Raw genomic sequence first — 18,988 nt, 5'->3', positions numbered from 1 at the left:
TCATTTGGTCCGATCATATCAGGCCGGCGCGGGTTGGGCGGCGTGGCCGATGGCCGCCACCAAGTCCCGCTTGTCCCATGGCTTGCTCAGTATGACGGCATCGGTGGGGATATCGCCATACTCGACCGTGAATCCGCTGACCAGCACCACCCGCATGTCCGGCCGCAGCAGCCGGGCTCGCCGCGCCAGCTCCACCCCCGACAGCCCGGGCATGACGATGTCGGAGACCAGCAGAGACAGCCCGTCGATCTGCTCCACCAGCTCCGCCGCCTCGTCGCCGCTCGCCGCCTCCACCACGGAGAAGCCGAGATCGACCAGTTGCTGGCGCATCACCTGCCGGACATCGTCATTGTCCTCCGCCACCAGCGCCAGCTGGCCGGACCAGCCGCCGCCCAGGGGTTCGAGCGTCGCCGGTTCGGCATCGAGCAGGCGGGCCACCGGCTCGGCGCGCGGCAGCAGCAGGGTGACGGCGGTCCCCTCCCCCGGCCGGCTGTCGATGCGCAGATAGCCGCGCGACTGTTTGACGAAGCCGTAGACCATCGACAGCCCCAGCCCCGATCCCAGCGCCTTGGTGGTGAAGAAGGGCTCCACCGCGCGGGCCAGCGCCTCCGGCGTGAAGCCGGTGCCGGTATCGGAGACGCGGATTTCCAGGTAATCGTCGGGGCGGACCGGCTCGTCGAAGGACAGGGTGTCCTCCACCCGGCGGATGCCGACCGCGATGTCGAGCCGGCCGCCGCCCGGCATGGCGTCGCGTGCATTGATGGCGAGATTGACCAGCGCGTTCTCCAGCTGGGTCTGGTCGGCGATGGTCCAGCACTCCCGCCCCTCCTCCGGCACGCCGATGGCGATGGAACTGGGGAAGGAGCGGCGCAGCAGCACCGCCATGTCGCGGAGCAGCCCGCACAGTTCGATCGGCTCAGGCTTCAGCGGCTGCTGGCGGGAAAAGGCGAGCAGCCGGGCGGTGATGTCGGCGCCGCGGCGGCCGGCCCGCTGGGCCGGTTCCAGATACGCGTCCAGTCCCTTGACCGTCGCGTAGTGCTCGCGCGCCGCCGCAAGGTTGCCGATGATGATCGAGAGCAGGTTGTTGAAATCGTGCGCCAGCCCGCCGGAGAGCTGACCGACCGCCTTCAGGCGCTGCGCCTCCACCAGCTGGCGTTCGGTCTGCTTCTCGTCGGTGATGTCCAGGGTCAGCACGAACAGGCCGGTGACGGCGCCGTCCTCCGCTCCACCCTCGCCACGATGGGGAATCAGCGTGGTCTTGGTGACGATGTCGCGGCCGTCGCGCGGAAAGGCGTATTCGAAGGTGACCACCTCCCCCGACAGACAGCGGTCGAGATGGGGGCGCAGCACCGCCATGGCGCGCCGGCCGACCACGGCGGCAAGATCGCGGCCGATCACCTCGGCCTTGTCGCGGCCGACCAGCTCGGCCCAGCGCAGGTTGGCGAAGGTCAGCCGCCCGTCGCGGTCCAGCCCGGCGATGCTGGCGGGGATCGCATCCAGGATAACGCGCTGGCGCGTCTCCGCCTCCGCCAGCGCCGCGGTGCGGTCTCGGACCCGGCTGTCGAGTGTGGCGACGGTGTCGCGCAGCTGCCGGACCATGCCGTCGAAGGCGGAGCCCAGCAACCCGATCTCGTCGCCGCGGCGGATGCCGCTCTGCGCACCGAGATCGCCGGCCCGCACCTGCGCCGCGGTGTCGGCCAGCCGGCGCAGCGGCCGGACCAGACGTCCGACGGCGATGTAGCCCAGCAGGCTGCCCGCCGCCATCAACGCCATGCCGATGGCGAGGATGCGGTTGCCCAGCACCACCGACGACCTCCGCAGCTCGTCCACATAGACCGACGAGGCGATGTACCAGTCGAAGCCTTCGAAATGCCGGACCCAACTGATCTTTTCATAGGCGTAGTTGCCGGGATCGTCGGGCTTGTCCCACAGGTAGGTCAGCGGCTCCCCCCTGGCCGCGGCGGCTTTCAGATCCTCGGCGATCGGGCGGCCGGTGGCCGAATTCAGCCGGTCGCCGAAGGCCGTGCCCTCGATGTTCGAATTCGGGTGGATGATCATCCGGTTCGCCGAATCGAAGATGTAGAGATAGCCGGTGCGGGCGATGCGCAGCTTGCGCAGGGCCTGGCGCAGATCCTCGATGGCCTCGGCCTTGCGCCGCTCCACCTCGGCGTCGACGTCGGCCAGATAGGCGCCGGTGCCGACGATGATGCCGCGCTTGGGCAAATCCTTGAAGAAGCTGAGCTTCGGCGCCCGCTCGTCGCCGTTCGGCCGCCACCACGGATAGGTCTGGAAGCCCTCGCCCTCCCGCTTGGCGGTGGCGACGATGGTGGGCAGGATGTGGCGGCCCAGATTGTCGCGCAGGTCGTCGGACTTCCGCCCCTGATAGTCCGGCGAGGGATGCGACAGGATCACCGAGTCGTAGCCGATGGCCCAGACATAATCGCCGTTGCCGTAGCGGAAGGCGTGCAGCCCCTCCATCGCCTCGCGCCGCGCCTCTTCCGCCGTGATCTCGCCGCGGTCGGCACGGGCGTGGACATGCTCGATATAGCCGACCGCCAGTTCAAGCACGTCACGCAGGCGGGTCTTGTAGGACTCCACCGTGGTGCTGCGCTGCTCCTCCAGCCCGCCGCGGATCCGGCTGACCAGTTCGAACACGTTGTCGAGGATGGTGCGGCTGGCGTCGCGTTCGATCTCGTAGGCCTTCTCCTCGATAAAGGGAACGGAGAAGACATAGGCCGCCGCCGAGAACAGCCCGAGCGAGATCAGGATCGCCGAGAAAAGCCGGAGGAACAGGGGCGAGCGGATCATTTTCCGGACGGAGCGGCGGGATATGGGGATCGGTGGAATCTCCGCCATCATTCCAGCTTCGCCGCCCCGGCTCAATGCGAATCGGTGGAATTGTTACCGGAATTGCGCTGAAACAATTCGTCATATTTCCGGGAAATTTGCGAAACAGTGTTTTGTTAGCCGGAAAAGCATAAGCCCGAACAGGGTGCCACAAGGACGATTAGCGTCTGGAGGAAACATGCACTCCCCCGCGAACACTCCGGTCTACGAGCGGGTCCGCCGGAACCCGAAATTCCAGGAATTGGTCCGCCAGCGCAGCCGGCTGGCCCTGGTCCTGTCGGCCGTCGTGCTGGTCGGCTACTACAGCTTCATGATGGTGGTGGCCTTCGCGCCCGACCTGCTGCACAAGCCGATGTCCGACGGCTCGGTCCTCAGCGTCGGCTTCCCCATCGGGGCCGGGATCATCATCCTGTCCTGGCTGCTGACCGGCGTCTATTCCCATTTCGCCAACGGCCGCTTCCAGGACCTGACCGACGAGATCACGCGGGAGACGCTGCAATGACCGCCCGCCGGATCCTCCTGACGGCGGCTGCCGCCACCCTGTTCGCCCTTCCGGCGCTGGCCGCCGGCGATGTCGGGCAGCTGGAAAAGCAGCCGGTCAACCTGTCCGCCATCGGCATGTTCCTGGCCTTCGTCGTGATGACGCTGGGCATCACCTACTGGGCGGCCAGCCGGACCCGCTCGACCTCCGACTTCTACACCGCGGGCGGCGGCATCACCGGCTTCCAGAACGGGCTGGCGATCGCCGGCGACTACATGTCGGCCGCGACCCTGCTGGGTTTGTCGAGCCTGGTGTTCGCCAAGGGCTATGACGGCTTCGTCTACACCATCAGCTTCTTCGTCGGCTGGCCGATCATCCTGTTCCTGCTGGCGGAGCGGCTGCGCAACCTCGGCCACTTCACCTTCGCCGACATCGCGTCCTACCGGCTGGACCAGGGCAAGATCCGCACCTTCGCCGCCATCGGCTCGCTGACGGTGGTGTGCTTCTACCTGATCGTCCAGATGGTCGGCGCCGGCCAGCTGATCAAGCTGCTGTTCGGGCTGGACTACAACGTCGCCGTGATCGTGGTCGGCGTGCTGATGGTGGTCTACGTCACCTTCGGCGGCATGATCGCCACCACCTGGGTGCAGATCATCAAGGCGGTGCTTCTGCTGGGCGCCGGCGTGATCCTGTGCTTCCTGGCCCTGTCGCGCTTCGGCTTCAGCCTGGAGGCCATCGCCACGAGCGCCATCGCCTCGCACAAGGACGGCGTGAAGATCATGGGGCCGGGCACGCTGCTGGCCGACCCGGTGTCGGCGGTGTCGCTGTCGCTGGGCCTGCTGTTCGGCACTGCCGCGCTGCCGCACATCATGATGCGCTTCTTCACCGTTCCCAACGCGCGCGAGGCCCGCAAATCGGTCTTCTACGCGTCGGGCTTCATCGGCTTCTTCTTCCTGATCATCTGCGTGCTGGGCATGGCGGCGATCACCATCGTCGGCACCGACCCGCAGTTCTTCGAAGGCGGCAAGGTCGGCGGCAAGCTGATCGGCGGCGGCAACATGCCGGTGATGCATCTGGCCAAGGCGCTGGGCGGCGACCTGTTCCTCGGCTTCCTGTCGGCGGTCGCCTTCGCCACCATCCTGGCGGTGGTGTCGGGCCTGGCATTGGCCGGCGCCTCGGCCATCGCGCACGACCTCTACGCCCGCGTCATCCGCAAGGGCGAGGCGACGGAGCGCGAGGAGATGCGCGTTTCCAAGATCGCGTCGCTGGTTCTGGGCGTGCTGGCCGTCGTGCTGGGCATCGCGTTCGAGAAGCAGAACGTCGCCTTCCTGGTCGGCCTGACCTTCGGCGTCGCGGCGTCGGTGAACTTCCCGGTGCTGATCCTGTCGATGTACTGGAAGGGCCTGACCACCCGCGGCGCGCTGGCGGGCGGCATCGCCGGCCTGATCTCCGCGGTGACGCTGGTGATCCTGTCGAATGCGGTGTGGGTCGTGGTTCTGAACAACCCGAAGCCGATCTTCCCGTACGAGCAGCCGGCCCTGTTCTCGATGACGCTGGCCTTCATCGTCACGATCATCGTGTCGAAGCTGGACAGCAGCGCGTCCGCCCGTGCCGAGCGCGACGCCTTCGAGGACCAGTTCGTCCGCTCCCAGACCGGCATCGGCGCCGCGGCCGCGGCGAAGCACTAATTTCTCGGCATTGCTGCGAAAAGCCCCTTTCCCATCACCGGGAAAGGGGCTTTTCATTTGATGGCCGCGCATGAGTTGTTTTACCTTCCCGACTCTTCGTGCGCACAATTGGATCACTGGCGGCTTGTATGTCTTTTGAATGTTCGATCCGTGACGAGGCATGGGAGTTCGATCACATTCCGATTGCCGAGAACGAGCACATCGTGTCGATGCTGGTAGGATATGATACCGACTCGGGAGCGAATGTTTTCGTCCAGGCTGCGCTCACGCCATATCTGGATGGTGAACCGGAATACAGCTTCTGGATCCTGCGGCGAGATCCGTACACAGGCCATGAACAGCATTTTCTGAGCGGAATCGATGTTTCGCGTTTTATCAGCAAATCGGATCGTGAGCGCATTTTGACGGTTGTCCTAGCTGCAACGAAAGAGCTTCTCGAAACCAAACGACCAAAACGGGTCTATCGCTGCACCAACGATGTTGCTCCGCCGGAACGCGCTCTTGAGAAACATTATGCAGTGAGCCGCGTTTTCCGAGATGCAGGCTACGAGGTGACGCAATCGGATGATTGGTACGGAAAACGGGTTTGGTTGTCTGAATTCGTACAAACCGCCAAACATTCCAAAGATGCCGGGCGTTGAGATTCTGATTGCGGTTCCATCTATGGAACGGGTAGGATCTCTGAGGGAATTAAGCGCGTTCAGCAGAGTGATGGATCAAAATCATTCCAAAGAACGTTAGCGGAAATCCGCAAAGAGTTTGGAGAGCGATATGGACCGTAAGCAGCAGATCGCGTTCGCAGATAACGCTGAACAGCGTCACGAAGCGAATGTAGCCCGTTGGCAGAAGAATGCCGCTTACCAAGCCGCCATGTCGAAGTACGACGCTCGGCAGGAGCCAAAGCGCACCGTGAAGCACGGTTGAGAGCTTTCCTTTCTGCCGAAACGCCAGAGCCAATATGTCCGACCAATAGAGGCTGCTCCCGGTGGGAGCAGCCTTTTTCGTATAAAAGCTAATTTCCCTATCCCGCCGACACGCTGTTGTCCTTGCGGCGCGACAGCTGCACCTGACCGTCCAGGCATTTGACGTAGCCGGTCTTGCCCGGCTTCAGCCCGTCGAGGATCGTCACCAGCGCCCGCGGGATCGCCGCGAACTCCTTGGAGCCGCGCGACTGGCCGTTGTAGACGGCGATGTGCTTGCGCAGATCCTCCTTCGACACCGGCTTTCCGTCAGTCCCGATCATCCCGTCCGCCTTTCGCTCCGTTCACCGGAGACAGGCTTACGCCTGCATCCCGCCGGCCGCAATCGGCTGGGCGACGCGGTCGGCGGGAAGCGGATGGTGACGACGGTGCCGCAGCCCGGCTCGCTGTCGATGGACAGGCTGCCGCCATGCAGGGCCATCAGGTCGCGGCAGATCGACAGGCCGAGCCCGGTGCCGCCGAAGCGGCCGGGAATGCTGCTGTCGGCCTGCTGGAACGGCTCCAGGATGCGGGCCAGCGCGTCGGCGGGGATGCCGATGCCGGTGTCGCGCACCGCGATGGCGAGCCCGCCCTCCGCCTCCACCCCTGCCGCCACCGTCACCCGGCCGCCGCGCGGGGTGAACTTCACCGCATTCGACAGCAGGTTCAGCAAGACCTGCCGCAGGGCCCGCTCGTCGGCCAGCAGCTTGGGCAGGCCGGGGCCGCAGTCGCTCTCCAGCGTTACCCCGCCGGCATCGGCCGGGACCGCCGCCAGCGCTCGCAGGTGTCGATGGCGTCGGCCGGCTCCAGCCAGCTTTCGTCCAGCGTGTAGCGCCCGGCCTCCAGCTTCGACATGTCCAGCACGTCGTTGATGAGGTCCAGCAGATGGCGCCCGCTGTTCTGCACATGACGCGCATAGTCGTGATAGCGCGGGCTGCCCAGCGGACCGAACAGCTCGTGCAGCATGATGTCCGAAAAGCCGATGATCGCGTTCAGCGGGGTGCGCAGCTCGTGGCTCATGGTCGCCAGGAAGGCGCTCTTGGCGCGGTTGGCGGCTTCCGCCTGGTCGAGCGCGGCGGCAAGCCGTTCGGCCGCCTCCACCCGTTCGGTGATGTCGCGCGCCTCGATCACCAGCAAGGCCACCGCGCCGCGGTCGTCGAAGACCGGCTTGATCGTCACATCCATCACCCGGGTGACGCCATCGGCAATCACGTCGGTCTCGTAGCGGACGAGTCGGCCGGACGCCGCCTTTCCGATCGATTGGCGGAAGGACTCGGCCAGCTCGCCGGTCCGGGCCCAGCCGCGGAACTCCCAGGCGCGGCGCCCGATCAGCGCCTCCGCCGGCAGCCCGGCCAGGGCACAGGCCGGCCGGTTCAAGGCCAGCACCCGCCCATCGGGGGATAGCAGCCCCATGATCTGGAAACTGCTGTCGAACAGGGCCTGCGACCGGCGTTCGCTGGCCCGCAGCGCCTGGGTCGTCGTCTCCAGCCGGCCGAGCTGCCGCAAGGCCAGCAGGGCCAGGAGCATGACCACCACCGACACCGCGGCGGTTTCCAGCACGCGTTTCCAGCGGTCGGCATGCCAGCCGGCCAGCACATCGTCGGTCCGGATGCGGACATAGACGTAGAACGGCAGGCCCGCCACCCGGCGGACGGTGCCGATCCGCTCGCGCCCTTCCGCCGGATCGAAACCGGACAGCGTCCGCGCGGTTTCGTCGGCGGGCAGGCGGGGCAGGAATCCCGCAAAGGCGGCGCGGTCGCGGTCGAGCGGCAATCCGGCCCGTGAATAGGCCAGGACCGATCCATTCTCGCGATAGAACAGGATGATGCTGAGCGGTCCAACGTTCTGCGTCGCATAGAGCCGGGTGAAGCGGTCGAGATCGAGCACCGCCACCGCCACGCCACTGCCGTCCGCCAGCGGCCGGACCATGGCCGCGCGCCAGCCGCCGGCGGCCTCCCGGTAGGGTCCGACGAAGGCCGCCGATCCGCCGGCCGCCGCCTCGGCCAGCGGGGTTCCGGCGACCGGCACCGAGGTATCCATGCCTGCCGCCTGCCGCACCCGGCCATCCCGCTCCAGGATCAGCAGCGTCCTCAACGCCAGACCCGGTCCGGCGTTGGCGCCCGGCGCCCAAGCCGTTTCGGCCAGCAGATGGGCGGGAATCTGCCCACCCTCCGTGATTGCATGCAGGGAATAGCCGGCCACGACCATGGCCCGGCGGGCATCCTCCTCCAGCAGGCTGGACAGGTTGGCGGGTCTGGCGCAAACCGTCCTGCAGCGCCCGGTCGCGGGTACGCTCCAGATCGGCGTAGGCCACCAGCCAGAAGCCGGCGATAACCGCTGCGAGCAGGCCGATGCGCATGCCGGCCACCGGGGACAGGGACGACGCACCCGATCGCAACTGCCGCCACCATCCGCGCGCGGTGCCGGCCGGTTCGGAGAAATCCGTCAAAGGCAAGGGTCCGCCGCAGCTGAATTCCAGAGAGCGTCAAGCCGGTTCGGCCGGACGCGGCAAACTGTAGCATGCCCTGCCGGGTGATTTCACGCTCGTGCTCTCCTGATGCGGGTGGGAACTTGTGGAGCGGTGGCCGGTGCCGGAATGCCGGTGCGGGAAAAGTTTGGCTCGACAAAGCCGGCGGCTCGCGCTTCTCTGCCCCTCAACCATGGGGAGGAGGGTCCGGGCCGGCATGCTTGAGGATTACGTCAACAGCCCGCTTCTGGGGCTTATGCTGTTCCAACTTGCCATCGTCTGGCCAATGGCACGCATCCTGCGCCGAGCGGGCTTCTCGCCCTTGTGGGCGTTGTTCGCACTGCTGCCGCTGGGTCATGTGGTCGCGATCGGCGTGATGGCGCACAGCCGCTGGCCGGTGTTGCCGGTGCGCGAAGCCCGCAAGGTCAAGGCGCGGAGGACGGCATGACGGACACCATCATCCATCTGGGCTTCTGGGAACTGCTGATCGGGTCGATCGTCACGACCTACACGCTGATCGCCGGCGGCTGGGTGCTGGCGAAGGCCGGACGCAGCCCGCTGTGGATCCTGCTGCTGCTGTTCCCGTACCTGAACGTGGTCGCCGTCTGGGTCTTCGCCTATATGCGCTGGCCCTTCGTCGACCGCCCCTCCAGCCCGAGCGTGCCGGACGGCGAACGCTGAACGGTGAAGCTTGATCAGGCCGTACCGTCGTCCTCGATCAGGCGGACGATAACGTCGACGCGGGCGACGCGGGTGCCGGCCGGGGCGGCGGGCAGGTTCTGCACCATCAGGCGGTCGGCAGGGATATCTTCGAGCCGGCCGGTGGATTCGACGAAGAAATGATGATGGTCGCTGGTGTTGGTGTCGAAATAGGACTTGCCGGCCTCCACCACCACCTCGCGCAGCAGACCGGCGGAAGTGAACTGGTTCAGCGTGTTGTAGACGGTCGCCAGTGACACCGGCAGGTCGGCTGCCAATGCCTCGCCATGCAGCTGTTCCGCGGTGACGTGCCGGTCGCAGCCTTCGAACAGCAGCCGGGCAAGGCCGAGGCGCTGGCGGGTCGGGCGCAGCCCGGCGCCGTTCAGCCGGTCGAGGGCTCGCTTGAAGGGGCGTTCGGCGGTCATCATGGGCGCGGCACCCGTACGGTCGACACAGGGGGCGGACACGAAGGTCCGGGACAGGACCGCGGCACTAGGCCGCAGTCCGTTCAACTGTAAAACCATTCGGAAAGGCGGCGCAAGTTATTGTCGCACCGACGTCAACCGGCCAGGCATCGACCGGACAGGCGTCAACCGGATCCGTCCAATGCAAAGGCCGCCGGCAGTCACCCGCCGGCGGCCCTGTCGGTCCGGTATCGCGGCCGGTCAGTAACCGGTGGCGATCCGCTCCACGAGTTGCTTCAACCGTCGGGATGAAGCCGTCGTTGTAGTAGGGATCGCTGGCGAAGCGGTAGGCGTTGTGCCCCGCGAACATCAGCTGGTTCTCGCAGTCGTCGGTGTGGGCTGACCGCCTGAAGCGTCTTCTGGATGCAGAAGGAGCGTGGATCGGCGCGCTTGCCCGTCGTCCCTTCCTCGTTCTGCGCCCAGTTGGAGAAGCCGCAGGCCGACAGGCAGCCCATGCAGTCGACCTGATCGTGCAGGATCTTCTCCGACTGCTGGGGGGTGACGAAGACCAGCGTGCTGTCCGGCGTCTTCAGCGCAGTGGTGAATCCCTGGGACAGCCAGCCTTCGGCGCGCTGCTTGTCGCTTTCGGTCACATAGACCGGACGGCCGCGCGGACCGACCGGGAATTCGGCCGAATGCTCGCCCACCGGCTTGGACAGATAGGCGACCTGGCGCTCCGACCGGCCCATCAGGTCCAGCAGGAAGGGGTTCTTCACCGCCGACGAATAGAAGCCGGTGGGAGAGAAGCGGTTCAGGAAGACGTCGCCCGCCTGCAGCGCGACCAGCTTGCGCTTCCACGCCATGGAGATCGGGCTCTCCTGGGTCAGCAGCGGACGGGTGCCGAACTGGAAGGCGATCGGCCCCAGGTCCGGGTTGTCGATCCAGTCCTCCCACTCCGACAGCCACCAGACGCCGCCGCCATCACGATGGGGGTGTCGTTCAGGCCGAAACTGTTCATCATCTGGCGCAGGGCCAGGACGCGGGGGAACGGATCCTCCGGCTTCTGCGGGTCTTCGGAGTTGGACAGGCCGTTGTGGCCGCCGGCCAGCCACGGATCCTCGTAGACCACGCCGCCCAGATGGTCGCGGAACTTGTGGTAGGCGCGCAGCCACAGCGCCCGGAAGGCGCGGGCCGACGATACGATCGGGTAGTAATGGACGCCGTAGCGCACCGCGATCTCGGCAACCTTGTAGGGCATGCCGGCGCCGCAGGTGACGCCGTGGATCAGGCCCTGGGAGCCTTCCAGCACGCCGTGCAGGATGTGCTCCGCCCCGCCCATTTCCCACAGGACGTTCATGTGGATGCGGCCATTGCCGTTCGAGGTCTCGTGCGCGATGCGCGCCTGGGCGATGCCGCCTCGATGCCGAAGGCGATCAGCTCGTTGTGGCGCTCGCGCCGGGTCTTGCCCTTGTAGATCTGCGGCAGAAGGTTGCCGTTCTCATCGTAGCTGTCGGCGTTGACACCCGAAAAGGTGCCAATCCCGCGGCTGCCGCCCAGGCGCCGGAGCTTTCGCCGTTGGAAACGGCAATACCCTTGCCACCCTCGACGAGCGGCAAAACCTCCCGGCCGGACATCTGCAACGGCTTCAACGCCTTCAACGAACCCTCCAAAGACCGAACGTGGCGCCCTGCGGGACACCGGATCAAAAGCGGCGGACAACCAGACGACGAAAAGCTCCGCCGGAATCCACGTGGGTTCCGGCGGGATCGCCAACGCGGTTCTATATATGAGGAATTGGCCCGCCCTACGAGCGGATTCAGCCCCTCGCGCAAAAAACGTTCACGATTTGCCGCAGTTGCGAACGGAAGCGTCAGCGTGTCGACCGTTCCTCCGGCACATCGTCAGGCATCCGCACCCAACTCCCGCGCCAAGCGGCCCGGTGCGTCGGTGAAGACCGCGGACACCCCCCAGCCGAACAGCGTTCGCGCCCGGTCGGCATCGTTGACGGTATAGCTCAGCACCGGCCGTCCGGTGGCGCGGTATTCCGCCACACTGTCGGCCGTCTGGCGCTTCTGGTCGACATTCAGGGTCGCCGCTCCGATGCGGTCGGCGATGGCAGCCCCAGTCGGCCGGCGGATCCCACAGCAGGTAGCCGCGGGGGATTTCCGGCCACAGCCGCTGCGCAACCTCCAGGCAGGGCACCTCGAAGCTGGACAGCAGAAGCGGCCGGTCGGACGGCCAGAGCGGACGCAGGGTGTTCAGCGCCACCTCCGCCGTGATCTCCTCCTGCCCCGGATAGGGCTTGATCTCCAGGTTCAGGCCGAGACCGAGGTCGTGGATCAGCGCCACCGCCTCTTCCAGCGTCGGCACCTGTTCTCCGACGAAACCGGCATCGAACCAGCGTCCGGCGTCGAGCTGCCGCAGGTCCGCCAGATCCATGAGCGGCACCGGGCCGGTGCCGGTGGTGGTGCGGTCCAGCGTGTCGTCGTGGATCAGCACCGGGCGGCAGGTCGCGGGTCAGCATGACATCCACCTCGACCCAGCGGGCGCCCTGGCGGGCAGCCTCCCGGATCGAGGCGAGCGTGTTTTCCGGCGCATTTTCCTTGGCGCCGCGATGGCCGATCAGGCGGGGAAGAGTCGACAGCATGGGTCTCGCAGGAGTAAGAGCGGTCGCTTTCCTACATGACCCATTCCGTCGAGACGGGAAAGAGCGATGAAGGCCCTGCACAGCGTTTCCGATCTGGTGGCCGCCGGGCTGATGACGCCGGAGGCCGGCGACGCCGTGCGTACGGTCGCCGACCGCTACGCCGTGGCGCTGACCCCGTACCTGCGCGAGACGCTGGCCGGACGTACGGATCCGCAGGACCCGCTCTACGCCCAGTACGTTCCCTCCCCCGCCGAGGCGTACAGCACGCCGGAGGAGATGGAAGACCCCATCGGGGATGTGGCGCGCAGCCCGGTGAAGGGCATCGTCCACCGCTACCCCGACCGGGTGCTGCTGAAGCCGCTGCATGCCTGCGCGGTCTATTGCCGCTTCTGCTTTCGCCGCGAGATGGTCGGTCCGGGCGGGGAGGCGCTGACCGCCGACGAGCTGGAGGCGGCGCTCGCCTATATCCGCGATCATGAGGAGGTGTGGGAGGTCGTCATCACCGGCGGCGATCCCCTGCTGCTGTCGCCGCGCCGGCTGCGCGGGATCGTCCAGGCGCTGTCGGCCATGCCCCATGTCGGCGTCGTCCGCCTGCACAGCCGCATCCCCGCCGCCGACCCCGACCGGGTCACGCCCGAACTGGTCGAAGCGTTGATCGCCCCCGACCTCGCCACCTGGATCGCCGTCCACATCAACCATGCCGACGAACTGACCGCGCCGGTGCGCACCGCTCTCGCCCGATTGGTTGAAGCCGGCATCCCGCTGGTCGGACAGACCGTGCTGCTGAAGGGCATCAACGACAGCCATGCGGCGCTGGAGGCCCTGTTCCGCGGCATGGTGCGCAAACCGGGTGAAGCCCTATTACCTGCACCATCCCGACCTTGCCGCCGGAACCAGCCATTTCCGCCCGACCCTGGCCGAGGGGCAGGCGCTGGTGGCCGGACTGCGCGGGCGGCTGTCGGGCCTGTGCCAGCCCACCTATGTCCTCGACATCCCCGCGGCCACGGCAAGGCCCCCGCCGCCCGGACCTGGATCGAAGACAAGGGCGACGGAAGCTATGAGGTGACCGACTTCACCGGCCGGGTCCACGCTTATCGGGGCTGAGGCGGCGGCCTCACCACAGGGCCGGCGTGCCGAACAGCGGATCGGGGTTGATGAGCGCGTTGTGGATGCCGACGACCGATGCGAAGCCGGTCCACAGAATCAGTGGCGTCCAGATCAATGCTATGCTGCGGTCGTCCCGCACCACCAGCGCGATGCAGATGGAGGTGATGACGAAGAAGGACACGGTCCAGGCCGCAGCGAGGATGGAACTGCCCAGCGTGAAGTAGACGAAGCTGAAAGTGGCGTAGATCGCCCAGGTCACCGCCTGGAGCCCGATCAGCATGCGGCGGTCGCGGATTCGCCGTGCCGGGTCCAGCAGGCGGATGTCGCCCCAAATCTGGAAGACGTTCAGCGTGAACCACATCACCGGGAAGGCCCAGCCCGGCGGCTGCGACGGCGACGGCTGATGCCCGGCAAAGGGCTGGCCGCCACGCTCGACGAAGCCCCAGGCGTTGACGATGACCCAGAACAGCAGGGGTTGCCACCAGCGAACCCGGAAGGGGGCGGGCGGTGGCGCGGTGTAGGTGGCGTGGCTCATGCCCCGCGAGATAGCGCGCGGCCCCCAACGGTCAAGTCAGCGCCCCGTTATCGCCGGGCACCCAGCGAAGCGAGCTGGAACAGCACGCGGGCGCACAGGGTCTCGTCCGGCATGTTGGTGCGCTTGCAGTCGGCCTCGGCGTCGACCAGCCGTTCCAGCGCCTGGCGGACATGGCCGGGCGACCAGTGGCGGGCCTGTCTGACCAGCCGGGTCTTCAGCTTGAAGAAGACCGGCGGGCGCAGCGACTCGACGGCGGCCTCCGGCGACTTGCCGGCGGCGATCTGGGCGCAGAGCAGCTGCAGGCGTTGGAAATGGCGCTGGGCGCCGCGCAGGATCGGCACCGGCGAGGTGCCCTCGGCGAAAAGCCGCGCCAGCGAGCGGTCGAGGGTGGCGAAATCGCCCTCCGCCGCCGCCCATACCGGCTCGTCCATCGACAGGGCGGCGCTGTCGCCGATGCAGGCCTGGGCATCCTCCAGCCGCACGCGCTTGGCATCACCCATATAGAGCGCCAGCTTCTCCGCCTCGCCGCGGGCGACCATGCGGTCGCCGACGAGGTTGGCGGCGAGGAAGCTCAGCGCGTCGGGATCGGCGGTCAGGCCATGTCCATGCAGGATATCGGCGATGACCCGGCCGAGCGACGCCTCCTCCTCCACATAGCAGGGAATGGCGGCGGCACCGTCGGCGCCTTCGAACAGAAGCCGCAGCTTGGAGCGGGCCGAGAGGTCGCCCGACTCGACCACCACCAGACTGTCGCCCGGCGGCAGGTTTTCGAGAAAGGCGGTGAAGGCGGCCGTGCTGTTGTCCTCGGCGTCGCGGACGCGAATCAGGCGTCGGCCACCGGTGAAGGAGATCGCCGCGGCCTCGTCCGCCAGCCGCGCCGGATCGTCGGCCAGTGAGCGACCGAGGAATTCGGCAACCCGAAAGGGATCGGACAGGTCCGTTACCACCGTCTTGCCCAGCGTCTGGGCACGGTCGCGCACGAGGCCCGAATCGGGGCCATAAAGCAGCACCGCCCGGACCTTGGGGTCCGGGCTGCGCAGGAAACCGTCGATCGCCTTGGGCTGAAGCTTCACCCGAACATCTCCTGCCGGTCAGGACCCACGGCCGAGATACATGGCGACGCGGGTGGTGATGTCGTTGGAGATGTCCTCCAGCGCCCGGTCATAGGCGTTCTGCACCGTCACGATGGCGGCGTAATGCTGCTCCAGCGTGTTGTAGCTGATCATCGAACGAGAGCTGGACTGGAACACCACCTGCCCCGTCCGGGTGTCGGTCAGCCGGTAGGGCGCGTTGACCAGCAGCTGGGCGCGCACAGCGGTGGCATCCTTCTGCAGGGCCAGCTTCTGCTCCGACGCCGACAACGCCACGTCCAGCCGGTAGCGCGGATTGCTCGGCCGCTCCGACGGATAGAAGTTGTCGATCAGCAGGTTGCGGAGCTTCTGCCCTTCCCGGTCGGGGATCGACGCGATGTCGACCTCCATCAGCCGGTCCGCCGCCGCGGCCCCGACGCCCTTGCCGCCGTAAAGCGGCTGGAAACCGCATCCCGACAGGGATATGGCGGACAGACCGAGCGCGAGGGCGAACAGCCCCCGCGCAGCGGTCTGCCGGAACCGGCTCCGGCGGAACGATCTGGAATCAGACGACGACATTGATCACCCGGTTCGGGACGACGATGACCTTGCGGGCCGGCTTGCCGTCCATGGCGCGCTGGACGTTGGCATCGGCAAGCGCCGCCTGCTCGGCCGCATCCTTGTCCATGTCGCGCGGCAGTTCCAGCGTGGCGCGCAGCTTGCCGTTGACCTGGACCGCGACCTTGACGCTGTCCTCCACCACCAGGGCGGGGTCGGCCTCCGGCCAGGGCTGGTCGGCCAGCAAAGTGGCGTGGCCCAGCTGCGCCCACAGCTCCTCGCCCAGATGCGGCATCATCGGACCGACGAGGCGGACCAGCGACTCGAAGCCCTCGCGCAGGACCCAGGCCTCGCCTTCGCCCTTGCCGTCCAGTTCGCCCAGCGCATTGGACAGTTCGCGGACGCGGGCGACCGCCTTGTTGAAGCGGAACTTGTCGAGATCCTCCGACACGCCGGCGATGGTCTTGTGGACCAGACGGCGGGCGGCCTCGGCCTTCGGACCGAAGGACTGGGGCGCGGGCGTCCCGGCGGCGGGCAGTTCCACCGGAGTCTCGGTCACCATCCGCCACAGGCGGTTGATGTAGCGCCAGGCGCCGTCGATGCCGGCCTCGGTCCATTCCAGGTCGCGTTCCGGCGGGCTGTCGGACAGCATGAACAGGCGGGCGGCGTCGGCGCCGTAGGTGCCGATGATGTGCGCCGGGTCCACCACGTTCTTCTTGGACTTCGACATCTTCTCGACGCGGCCGACATTGACCGGCGCGCCGCTGTCGGCCCGGACCCACTCGCCCTTGTCGTTCTTCGTCAGATCGGTCGGGGCCAGCCAGGCGCCGGTTCCGGCGTCCTTGTAGGTCTCGTGGTTGACCATGCCCTGGGTGAACAGGCCGGTGAACGGCTCGTCCAGGTTCAGGTAGCCGCAGGTCTTCAGCGCGCGCGTCCAGAAGCGGCTGTAGAGCAGGTGCAGGACCGCGTGCTCGATGCCGCCGATATACTGGTCGACGCCCAGCCAGTAATCGACCGACTCGCGGGTGAAAGCCGCATCCTCGGTCTTCGGCGAGCAGAAGCGGGCGAAATACCAGGACGACTCGATGAAGGTGTCGAAGGTATCCGTCTCGCGCAGCGCCGGCTTGCCGCAGGTCGGGCAGCTGGTGTGCTTCCAGGTCGGGTGGTGGGCCAGCGGGTTGCCGGGCTTGTCGAAGGTCACGTCCTCCGGCAGCACGACCGGCAGCTGGTCGTCCGGAACCGGGACGATGCCGCAAGAGCCGCAATGGATCACCGGGATCGGGCAGCCCCAATAGCGCTGGCGCGACACGCCCCAGTCGCGCAGGCGGTACTGGGTGGTGCGCTCGCCCTGGCCCGCAGCCTCCAGCCGCTTGCCGGCCTCCTCCTTCGCCGACTCGGTGTCGAGTCCGTCGAGGAAGGCGGAGTTCCGCAGAACGCCGGGGCCGGTGTAGGCCTCGGTCCCGACCTCGAAGGCGGCCGGGTCGGCATCGGCCGGGATCACCACCGGACGGACCGGCAGGTTGTACTTGCGGGCGAAATCCAGGTCGCGCTGGTCATGCGCCGGGCAGGCGAAGATCGCGCCCGTGCCGTATTCCATCAGCACGAAGTTGGCGACGTAGACCGGCAGTTCCCACGACGAATCGAAGGGATGCACAACCTTCAGGCCGGTGTCGAAGCCGCGCTTCTCCGCCGTCTCGATCGCCTCCTCGCTGGTGCCCAGCCGATTGCACTCGGCGATGAACTCGGCCAGTTCCGGGCTGGACGCGGCCAGTTCGGCCGCCAGCGGGTGATTCGGGGAGATCGCGGCGAAGGAGGCGCCGAACAGCGTGTCGGGCCGGGTGGTGAAGACCTCCAGCTCCTCCTCGCGCCCTTGATGGGGAAGCGGAAACGGACGCCGGTGGACTTGCCGATCCAGTTCTCCTGCATGATGCGGACGCGCTCGGGCCAGCGGTCCAGCGTCTCCAGGCCCTTCAGCAGGTCTTCGGCATAGGCGGTGATCTTCAGGAACCACTGCGACAGCTTGCGCTTCTCGACCAGCGCGCCGGTGCGCCAGCCGCGGCCGTCGATCACCTGCTCGTTGGCGAGAACGGTGTTGTCCACCGGGTCCCAGTTCACCCAGGATTCCTTGCGGTAGGCGAGGCCCGCCTTCAGGAAGTCCAGGAACATCTTCTGCTCGTGGCGGTAATACTCCACGTCGCAGGTGGCGATCTCGCGGTCCCAGTCGATGGACAGGCCCATCGTCTTCAGCTGCCCGCGCATGGTCGCGATGTTCTCGCGCGTCCAGGCGGCCGGATGGACCTTCTTCTCCAGCGCGGCGTTCTCGGCCGGCAGGCCGAAGGCGTCCCAGCCCATCGGGTGCAGGACGTTGAAGCCCTTGGCGCGCTTGAAGCGCGCGATCACGTCGCCGATGGTGTAGTTGCGGACGTGGCCCATGTGGATGCGCCCCGACGGATAGGGGAACATCTCCAGCACATAGTATTTGGGTCGGGAGGCGTCCTCGCGCGCGGTGAAACAGCCCTTGCCGTCCCACACGCCCTGCCACTTCGCCTCGGTTTCCTTGACATTATAACGCGACATGAGCGCGACGCCGTTTTCCGTTGTACCAGATACTCGAAGGCCCTTCGGGCCGCCCCAGATAGGCCGCCGCGTCAGCGGGCGACGGCGTTCTGCGACACGCGAAGCTGGCGGGCGCGGGTCAGCACCGCATCCTCCAGCTGGCCGGCGGTCTCCGGACCGACGTTGATGTCGCGCCAGTCGTTGCCCGTCCGCTGCTGCTTGAACACCGAAACCCGGACGCCGTCGGCGCGCAGCTGGCGGTCCATGATGTAGAGGTTGACCTTGAAGCGCTCGTTCGGCGAATCGGGCGGGGTGTACCAGTCGGTCAGGATCACGCCGCCGAACGGATCGGCCGAGGCGATCGGCATGAAGGAGAGCGTATCGAGCGAGGCGCGCCACAGGAAGCTGTTGACGCCGATGCCGCCGGCACTGTCCTGGTCGCCGCCGCGCTTGTTCTTGCCGAACAGGTTCAGGCCGCCGTCGGTGCCGAGCAGGCTGCCGAACTTGTAGTCCTTGTTCTTCATCTGCTCTTCGACGGTTTCGGTCTTGCCGCCCCAGCTTGCGCAGCCGGCGATCGAGACGGAAGCCGCGAGCAGTACAGGGACAAGGCGAAGGGCGGTCGAACGGCGCATGGTCGGGAACCCGGTTCAGAAAAGGGGTTGCCGCGCGCGAGTCACGCGCGGAATGCCGGTGAACAGACCATAAGTGGACGGCCCCACGCAACAGCGGATGCGTCTTTGCCCCGCCCCGCCACAACAGGACGACAACAGTCCGTCCCTGCCCTGCTCGACTGTGGCGGACAGGCCGGAGCCCCCCTTCTTAGTGTGCTCCGTGCGACACACTGTCCCCCCAATGCAGCAATCCCGGAGATTTGCCGCTTGCTGGCAAGGGCCGGGGTGCGTACGAAAGTCTCAGCCAGGACGTCAACCAGGCTGAAACATCTGCTGCCAGGATGGAGGCAACAATCATG

Annotated in this window: 16 protein-coding genes and 5 pseudogenes; 7 read left to right on the top strand and 14 right to left on the bottom strand. The window is 67.0% G+C overall.

The features are described 5' to 3' along the window. Positions 1–18: 18 nt before the first annotated feature. Positions 19–2,808, bottom strand: a complete 2,790-nt coding sequence (locus tag F1643_RS04650) for a cache domain-containing protein (RefSeq protein WP_194911233.1) — start codon at positions 2,806–2,808, stop codon at positions 19–21. Between the two features lie 217 nt (positions 2,809–3,025). On the opposite strand from F1643_RS04650, the gene F1643_RS04645 reads away from it, so the two are divergent. The 4 genes from F1643_RS04645 to F1643_RS04630 all read left to right on the top strand — a co-directional run bounded on the left by F1643_RS04645 (position 3,026) and on the right by F1643_RS04630 (position 5,940). Further along, on the top strand, positions 3,026–3,349 hold the full coding sequence (locus tag F1643_RS04645; RefSeq protein ID WP_194911222.1) for a DUF485 domain-containing protein: 324 nt from the start codon (positions 3,026–3,028) through the stop codon (positions 3,347–3,349). Next, positions 3,346–5,016: a cation acetate symporter gene (locus F1643_RS04640; protein WP_194911220.1), complete on the top strand. Its 1,671-nt coding sequence runs from the start codon at positions 3,346–3,348 to the stop codon at positions 5,014–5,016. The genes F1643_RS04645 and F1643_RS04640 overlap by 4 nt, the downstream gene beginning before the upstream one ends. Before the next feature lie 128 nt (positions 5,017–5,144). Then, the gene (locus F1643_RS04635) at positions 5,145–5,657 is read left to right on the top strand and encodes a hypothetical protein (RefSeq protein ID WP_194911219.1); all 513 of its coding nucleotides are present in this window, start codon (positions 5,145–5,147) and stop codon (positions 5,655–5,657) included. Between the two features lie 130 nt (positions 5,658–5,787). Continuing rightward, positions 5,788–5,940, top strand: coding sequence for a hypothetical protein (locus F1643_RS04630; protein ID WP_194911217.1), 153 nt, complete (start codon positions 5,788–5,790; stop codon positions 5,938–5,940). Between the two features lie 97 nt (positions 5,941–6,037). Here the strand turns inward: F1643_RS04630 and F1643_RS04625 are convergent, their stop codons facing one another. From F1643_RS04625 to F1643_RS04620, 3 genes are all read right to left on the bottom strand, one after another. Continuing rightward, positions 6,038–6,259: a hypothetical protein gene (locus F1643_RS04625; protein ID WP_194911215.1), complete on the bottom strand. Its 222-nt coding sequence runs from the start codon at positions 6,257–6,259 to the stop codon at positions 6,038–6,040. Continuing rightward, positions 6,256–6,648: an ATP-binding protein gene (locus F1643_RS22280; protein ID WP_255542418.1), complete on the bottom strand. Its 393-nt coding sequence runs from the start codon at positions 6,646–6,648 to the stop codon at positions 6,256–6,258. Before F1643_RS22280 ends, F1643_RS04625 begins: the two co-directional genes overlap by 4 nt. A 68-nt stretch (positions 6,649–6,716) precedes the next feature. Further along, the gene (locus F1643_RS04620; protein WP_255542417.1) at positions 6,717–8,183 is read right to left on the bottom strand and encodes a histidine kinase dimerization/phospho-acceptor domain-containing protein; all 1,467 of its coding nucleotides are present in this window, start codon (positions 8,181–8,183) and stop codon (positions 6,717–6,719) included. 476 nt (positions 8,184–8,659) lie between these two features. Between F1643_RS04620 and F1643_RS04615 the strand changes: the two genes are divergently transcribed. Then, entirely contained in the window at positions 8,660–8,890 is a 231-nt protein-coding gene (locus F1643_RS04615; RefSeq protein ID WP_194911213.1) for a hypothetical protein, read from the top strand. Then, positions 8,887–9,123 (top strand): hypothetical protein, encoded by a 237-nt coding sequence (locus F1643_RS04610; RefSeq protein WP_194911211.1) that lies wholly within the window; start codon positions 8,887–8,889, stop codon positions 9,121–9,123. The genes F1643_RS04615 and F1643_RS04610 overlap by 4 nt, the downstream gene beginning before the upstream one ends. A gap of 14 nt (positions 9,124–9,137) precedes the next feature. On the opposite strand, the gene irrA is transcribed toward F1643_RS04610, so the two are convergent. The 5 genes and pseudogenes from irrA to F1643_RS22265 all read right to left on the bottom strand — a co-directional run. Further along, positions 9,138–9,569: an iron response transcriptional regulator IrrA gene (irrA, locus tag F1643_RS04605; protein WP_304488770.1), complete on the bottom strand. Its 432-nt coding sequence runs from the start codon at positions 9,567–9,569 to the stop codon at positions 9,138–9,140. A gap of 237 nt (positions 9,570–9,806) precedes the next feature. After that, positions 9,807–11,203 (bottom strand): annotated as a pseudogene (locus tag F1643_RS04600) (NAD(P)H-dependent flavin oxidoreductase). Positions 11,204–11,446: 243 nt separating this feature from the next. Then, positions 11,447–11,566, bottom strand: a complete 120-nt coding sequence (locus tag F1643_RS24420) for a hypothetical protein (protein WP_370540481.1) — start codon at positions 11,564–11,566, stop codon at positions 11,447–11,449. Positions 11,567–11,744: 178 nt separating this feature from the next. Next, positions 11,745–11,993, bottom strand: a pseudogene (locus F1643_RS22270) (glycerophosphoryl diester phosphodiesterase); the annotation flags it as partial. Between the two features lie 109 nt (positions 11,994–12,102). Beyond that, positions 12,103–12,192: pseudogene (locus tag F1643_RS22265) on the bottom strand (glycerophosphoryl diester phosphodiesterase); the annotation flags it as partial. A gap of 66 nt (positions 12,193–12,258) precedes the next feature. Between F1643_RS22265 and F1643_RS04590 the strand changes: the two are divergent. Next, a pseudogene (locus F1643_RS04590) lies at positions 12,259–13,296 on the top strand (lysine-2,3-aminomutase-like protein). Positions 13,297–13,306: 10 nt separating this feature from the next. On the opposite strand, the gene F1643_RS04585 reads toward F1643_RS04590, so the two are convergent. The 5 genes and pseudogenes from F1643_RS04585 to F1643_RS04565 form a co-directional block, all read right to left on the bottom strand. Further along, positions 13,307–13,834, bottom strand: a complete 528-nt coding sequence (locus F1643_RS04585) for a tryptophan-rich sensory protein (protein ID WP_194911209.1) — start codon at positions 13,832–13,834, stop codon at positions 13,307–13,309. Positions 13,835–13,881: 47 nt separating this feature from the next. Beyond that, on the bottom strand, positions 13,882–14,907 hold the full coding sequence (gene holA, locus F1643_RS04580; RefSeq protein WP_194911199.1) for a DNA polymerase III subunit delta: 1,026 nt from the start codon (positions 14,905–14,907) through the stop codon (positions 13,882–13,884). Between the two features lie 18 nt (positions 14,908–14,925). After that, positions 14,926–15,483: an LPS assembly lipoprotein LptE gene (gene lptE / locus F1643_RS04575; RefSeq protein ID WP_194911197.1), complete on the bottom strand. Its 558-nt coding sequence runs from the start codon at positions 15,481–15,483 to the stop codon at positions 14,926–14,928. After that, positions 15,470–18,039, bottom strand: a pseudogene (gene leuS, locus F1643_RS04570) (leucine--tRNA ligase). Before leuS ends, lptE begins: the two are co-directional and overlap by 14 nt. A 71-nt stretch (positions 18,040–18,110) precedes the next feature. Next, a complete protein-coding gene (locus F1643_RS04565; protein ID WP_194911194.1) occupies positions 18,111–18,650 on the bottom strand; it encodes a DUF3576 domain-containing protein in 540 nt (179 codons plus the stop codon). Positions 18,651–18,988 lie beyond the last annotated feature (338 nt).

The sequence above is a fragment of the Azospirillum sp. INR13 genome, assembly GCF_015390205.1.
GTDB lineage: Bacteria > Pseudomonadota > Alphaproteobacteria > Azospirillales > Azospirillaceae > Azospirillum.
The sequence above is the reverse complement of the archived record's forward strand: the minus strand, read 5'-3'. Positions and strand labels throughout refer to the sequence as shown.

What these genes read in the sequence shown, in the direction of transcription:
- F1643_RS04650 (WP_194911233.1), bottom strand. Translation starts at nt 2,808, where the DNA reads ATGATCCGCTCGCCCCTGTTCCTCCGGCTTTTCTCGGCGATCCTGATC.
- F1643_RS04645 (WP_194911222.1), top strand. Translation starts at nt 3,026, where the DNA reads ATGCACTCCCCCGCGAACACTCCGGTCTACGAGCGGGTCCGCCGGAAC.
- F1643_RS04640 (WP_194911220.1), top strand. Translation starts at nt 3,346, where the DNA reads ATGACCGCCCGCCGGATCCTCCTGACGGCGGCTGCCGCCACCCTGTTC.
- F1643_RS04635 (WP_194911219.1), top strand. Translation starts at nt 5,145, where the DNA reads ATGTCTTTTGAATGTTCGATCCGTGACGAGGCATGGGAGTTCGATCAC.
- F1643_RS04630 (WP_194911217.1), top strand. Translation starts at nt 5,788, where the DNA reads ATGGACCGTAAGCAGCAGATCGCGTTCGCAGATAACGCTGAACAGCGT.
- F1643_RS04625 (WP_194911215.1), bottom strand. Translation starts at nt 6,259, where the DNA reads ATGATCGGGACTGACGGAAAGCCGGTGTCGAAGGAGGATCTGCGCAAG.
- F1643_RS04620 (WP_255542417.1), bottom strand. Translation starts at nt 8,183, where the DNA reads ATGGTCGTGGCCGGCTATTCCCTGCATGCAATCACGGAGGGTGGGCAG.
- F1643_RS04615 (WP_194911213.1), top strand. Translation starts at nt 8,660, where the DNA reads ATGCTTGAGGATTACGTCAACAGCCCGCTTCTGGGGCTTATGCTGTTC.
- F1643_RS04610 (WP_194911211.1), top strand. Translation starts at nt 8,887, where the DNA reads ATGACGGACACCATCATCCATCTGGGCTTCTGGGAACTGCTGATCGGG.
- irrA (WP_304488770.1), bottom strand. Translation starts at nt 9,569, where the DNA reads ATGATGACCGCCGAACGCCCCTTCAAGCGAGCCCTCGACCGGCTGAAC.
- F1643_RS04585 (WP_194911209.1), bottom strand. Translation starts at nt 13,834, where the DNA reads ATGAGCCACGCCACCTACACCGCGCCACCGCCCGCCCCCTTCCGGGTT.
- lptE (WP_194911197.1), bottom strand. Translation starts at nt 15,483, where the DNA reads ATGTCGTCGTCTGATTCCAGATCGTTCCGCCGGAGCCGGTTCCGGCAG.
- F1643_RS04565 (WP_194911194.1), bottom strand. Translation starts at nt 18,650, where the DNA reads ATGCGCCGTTCGACCGCCCTTCGCCTTGTCCCTGTACTGCTCGCGGCT.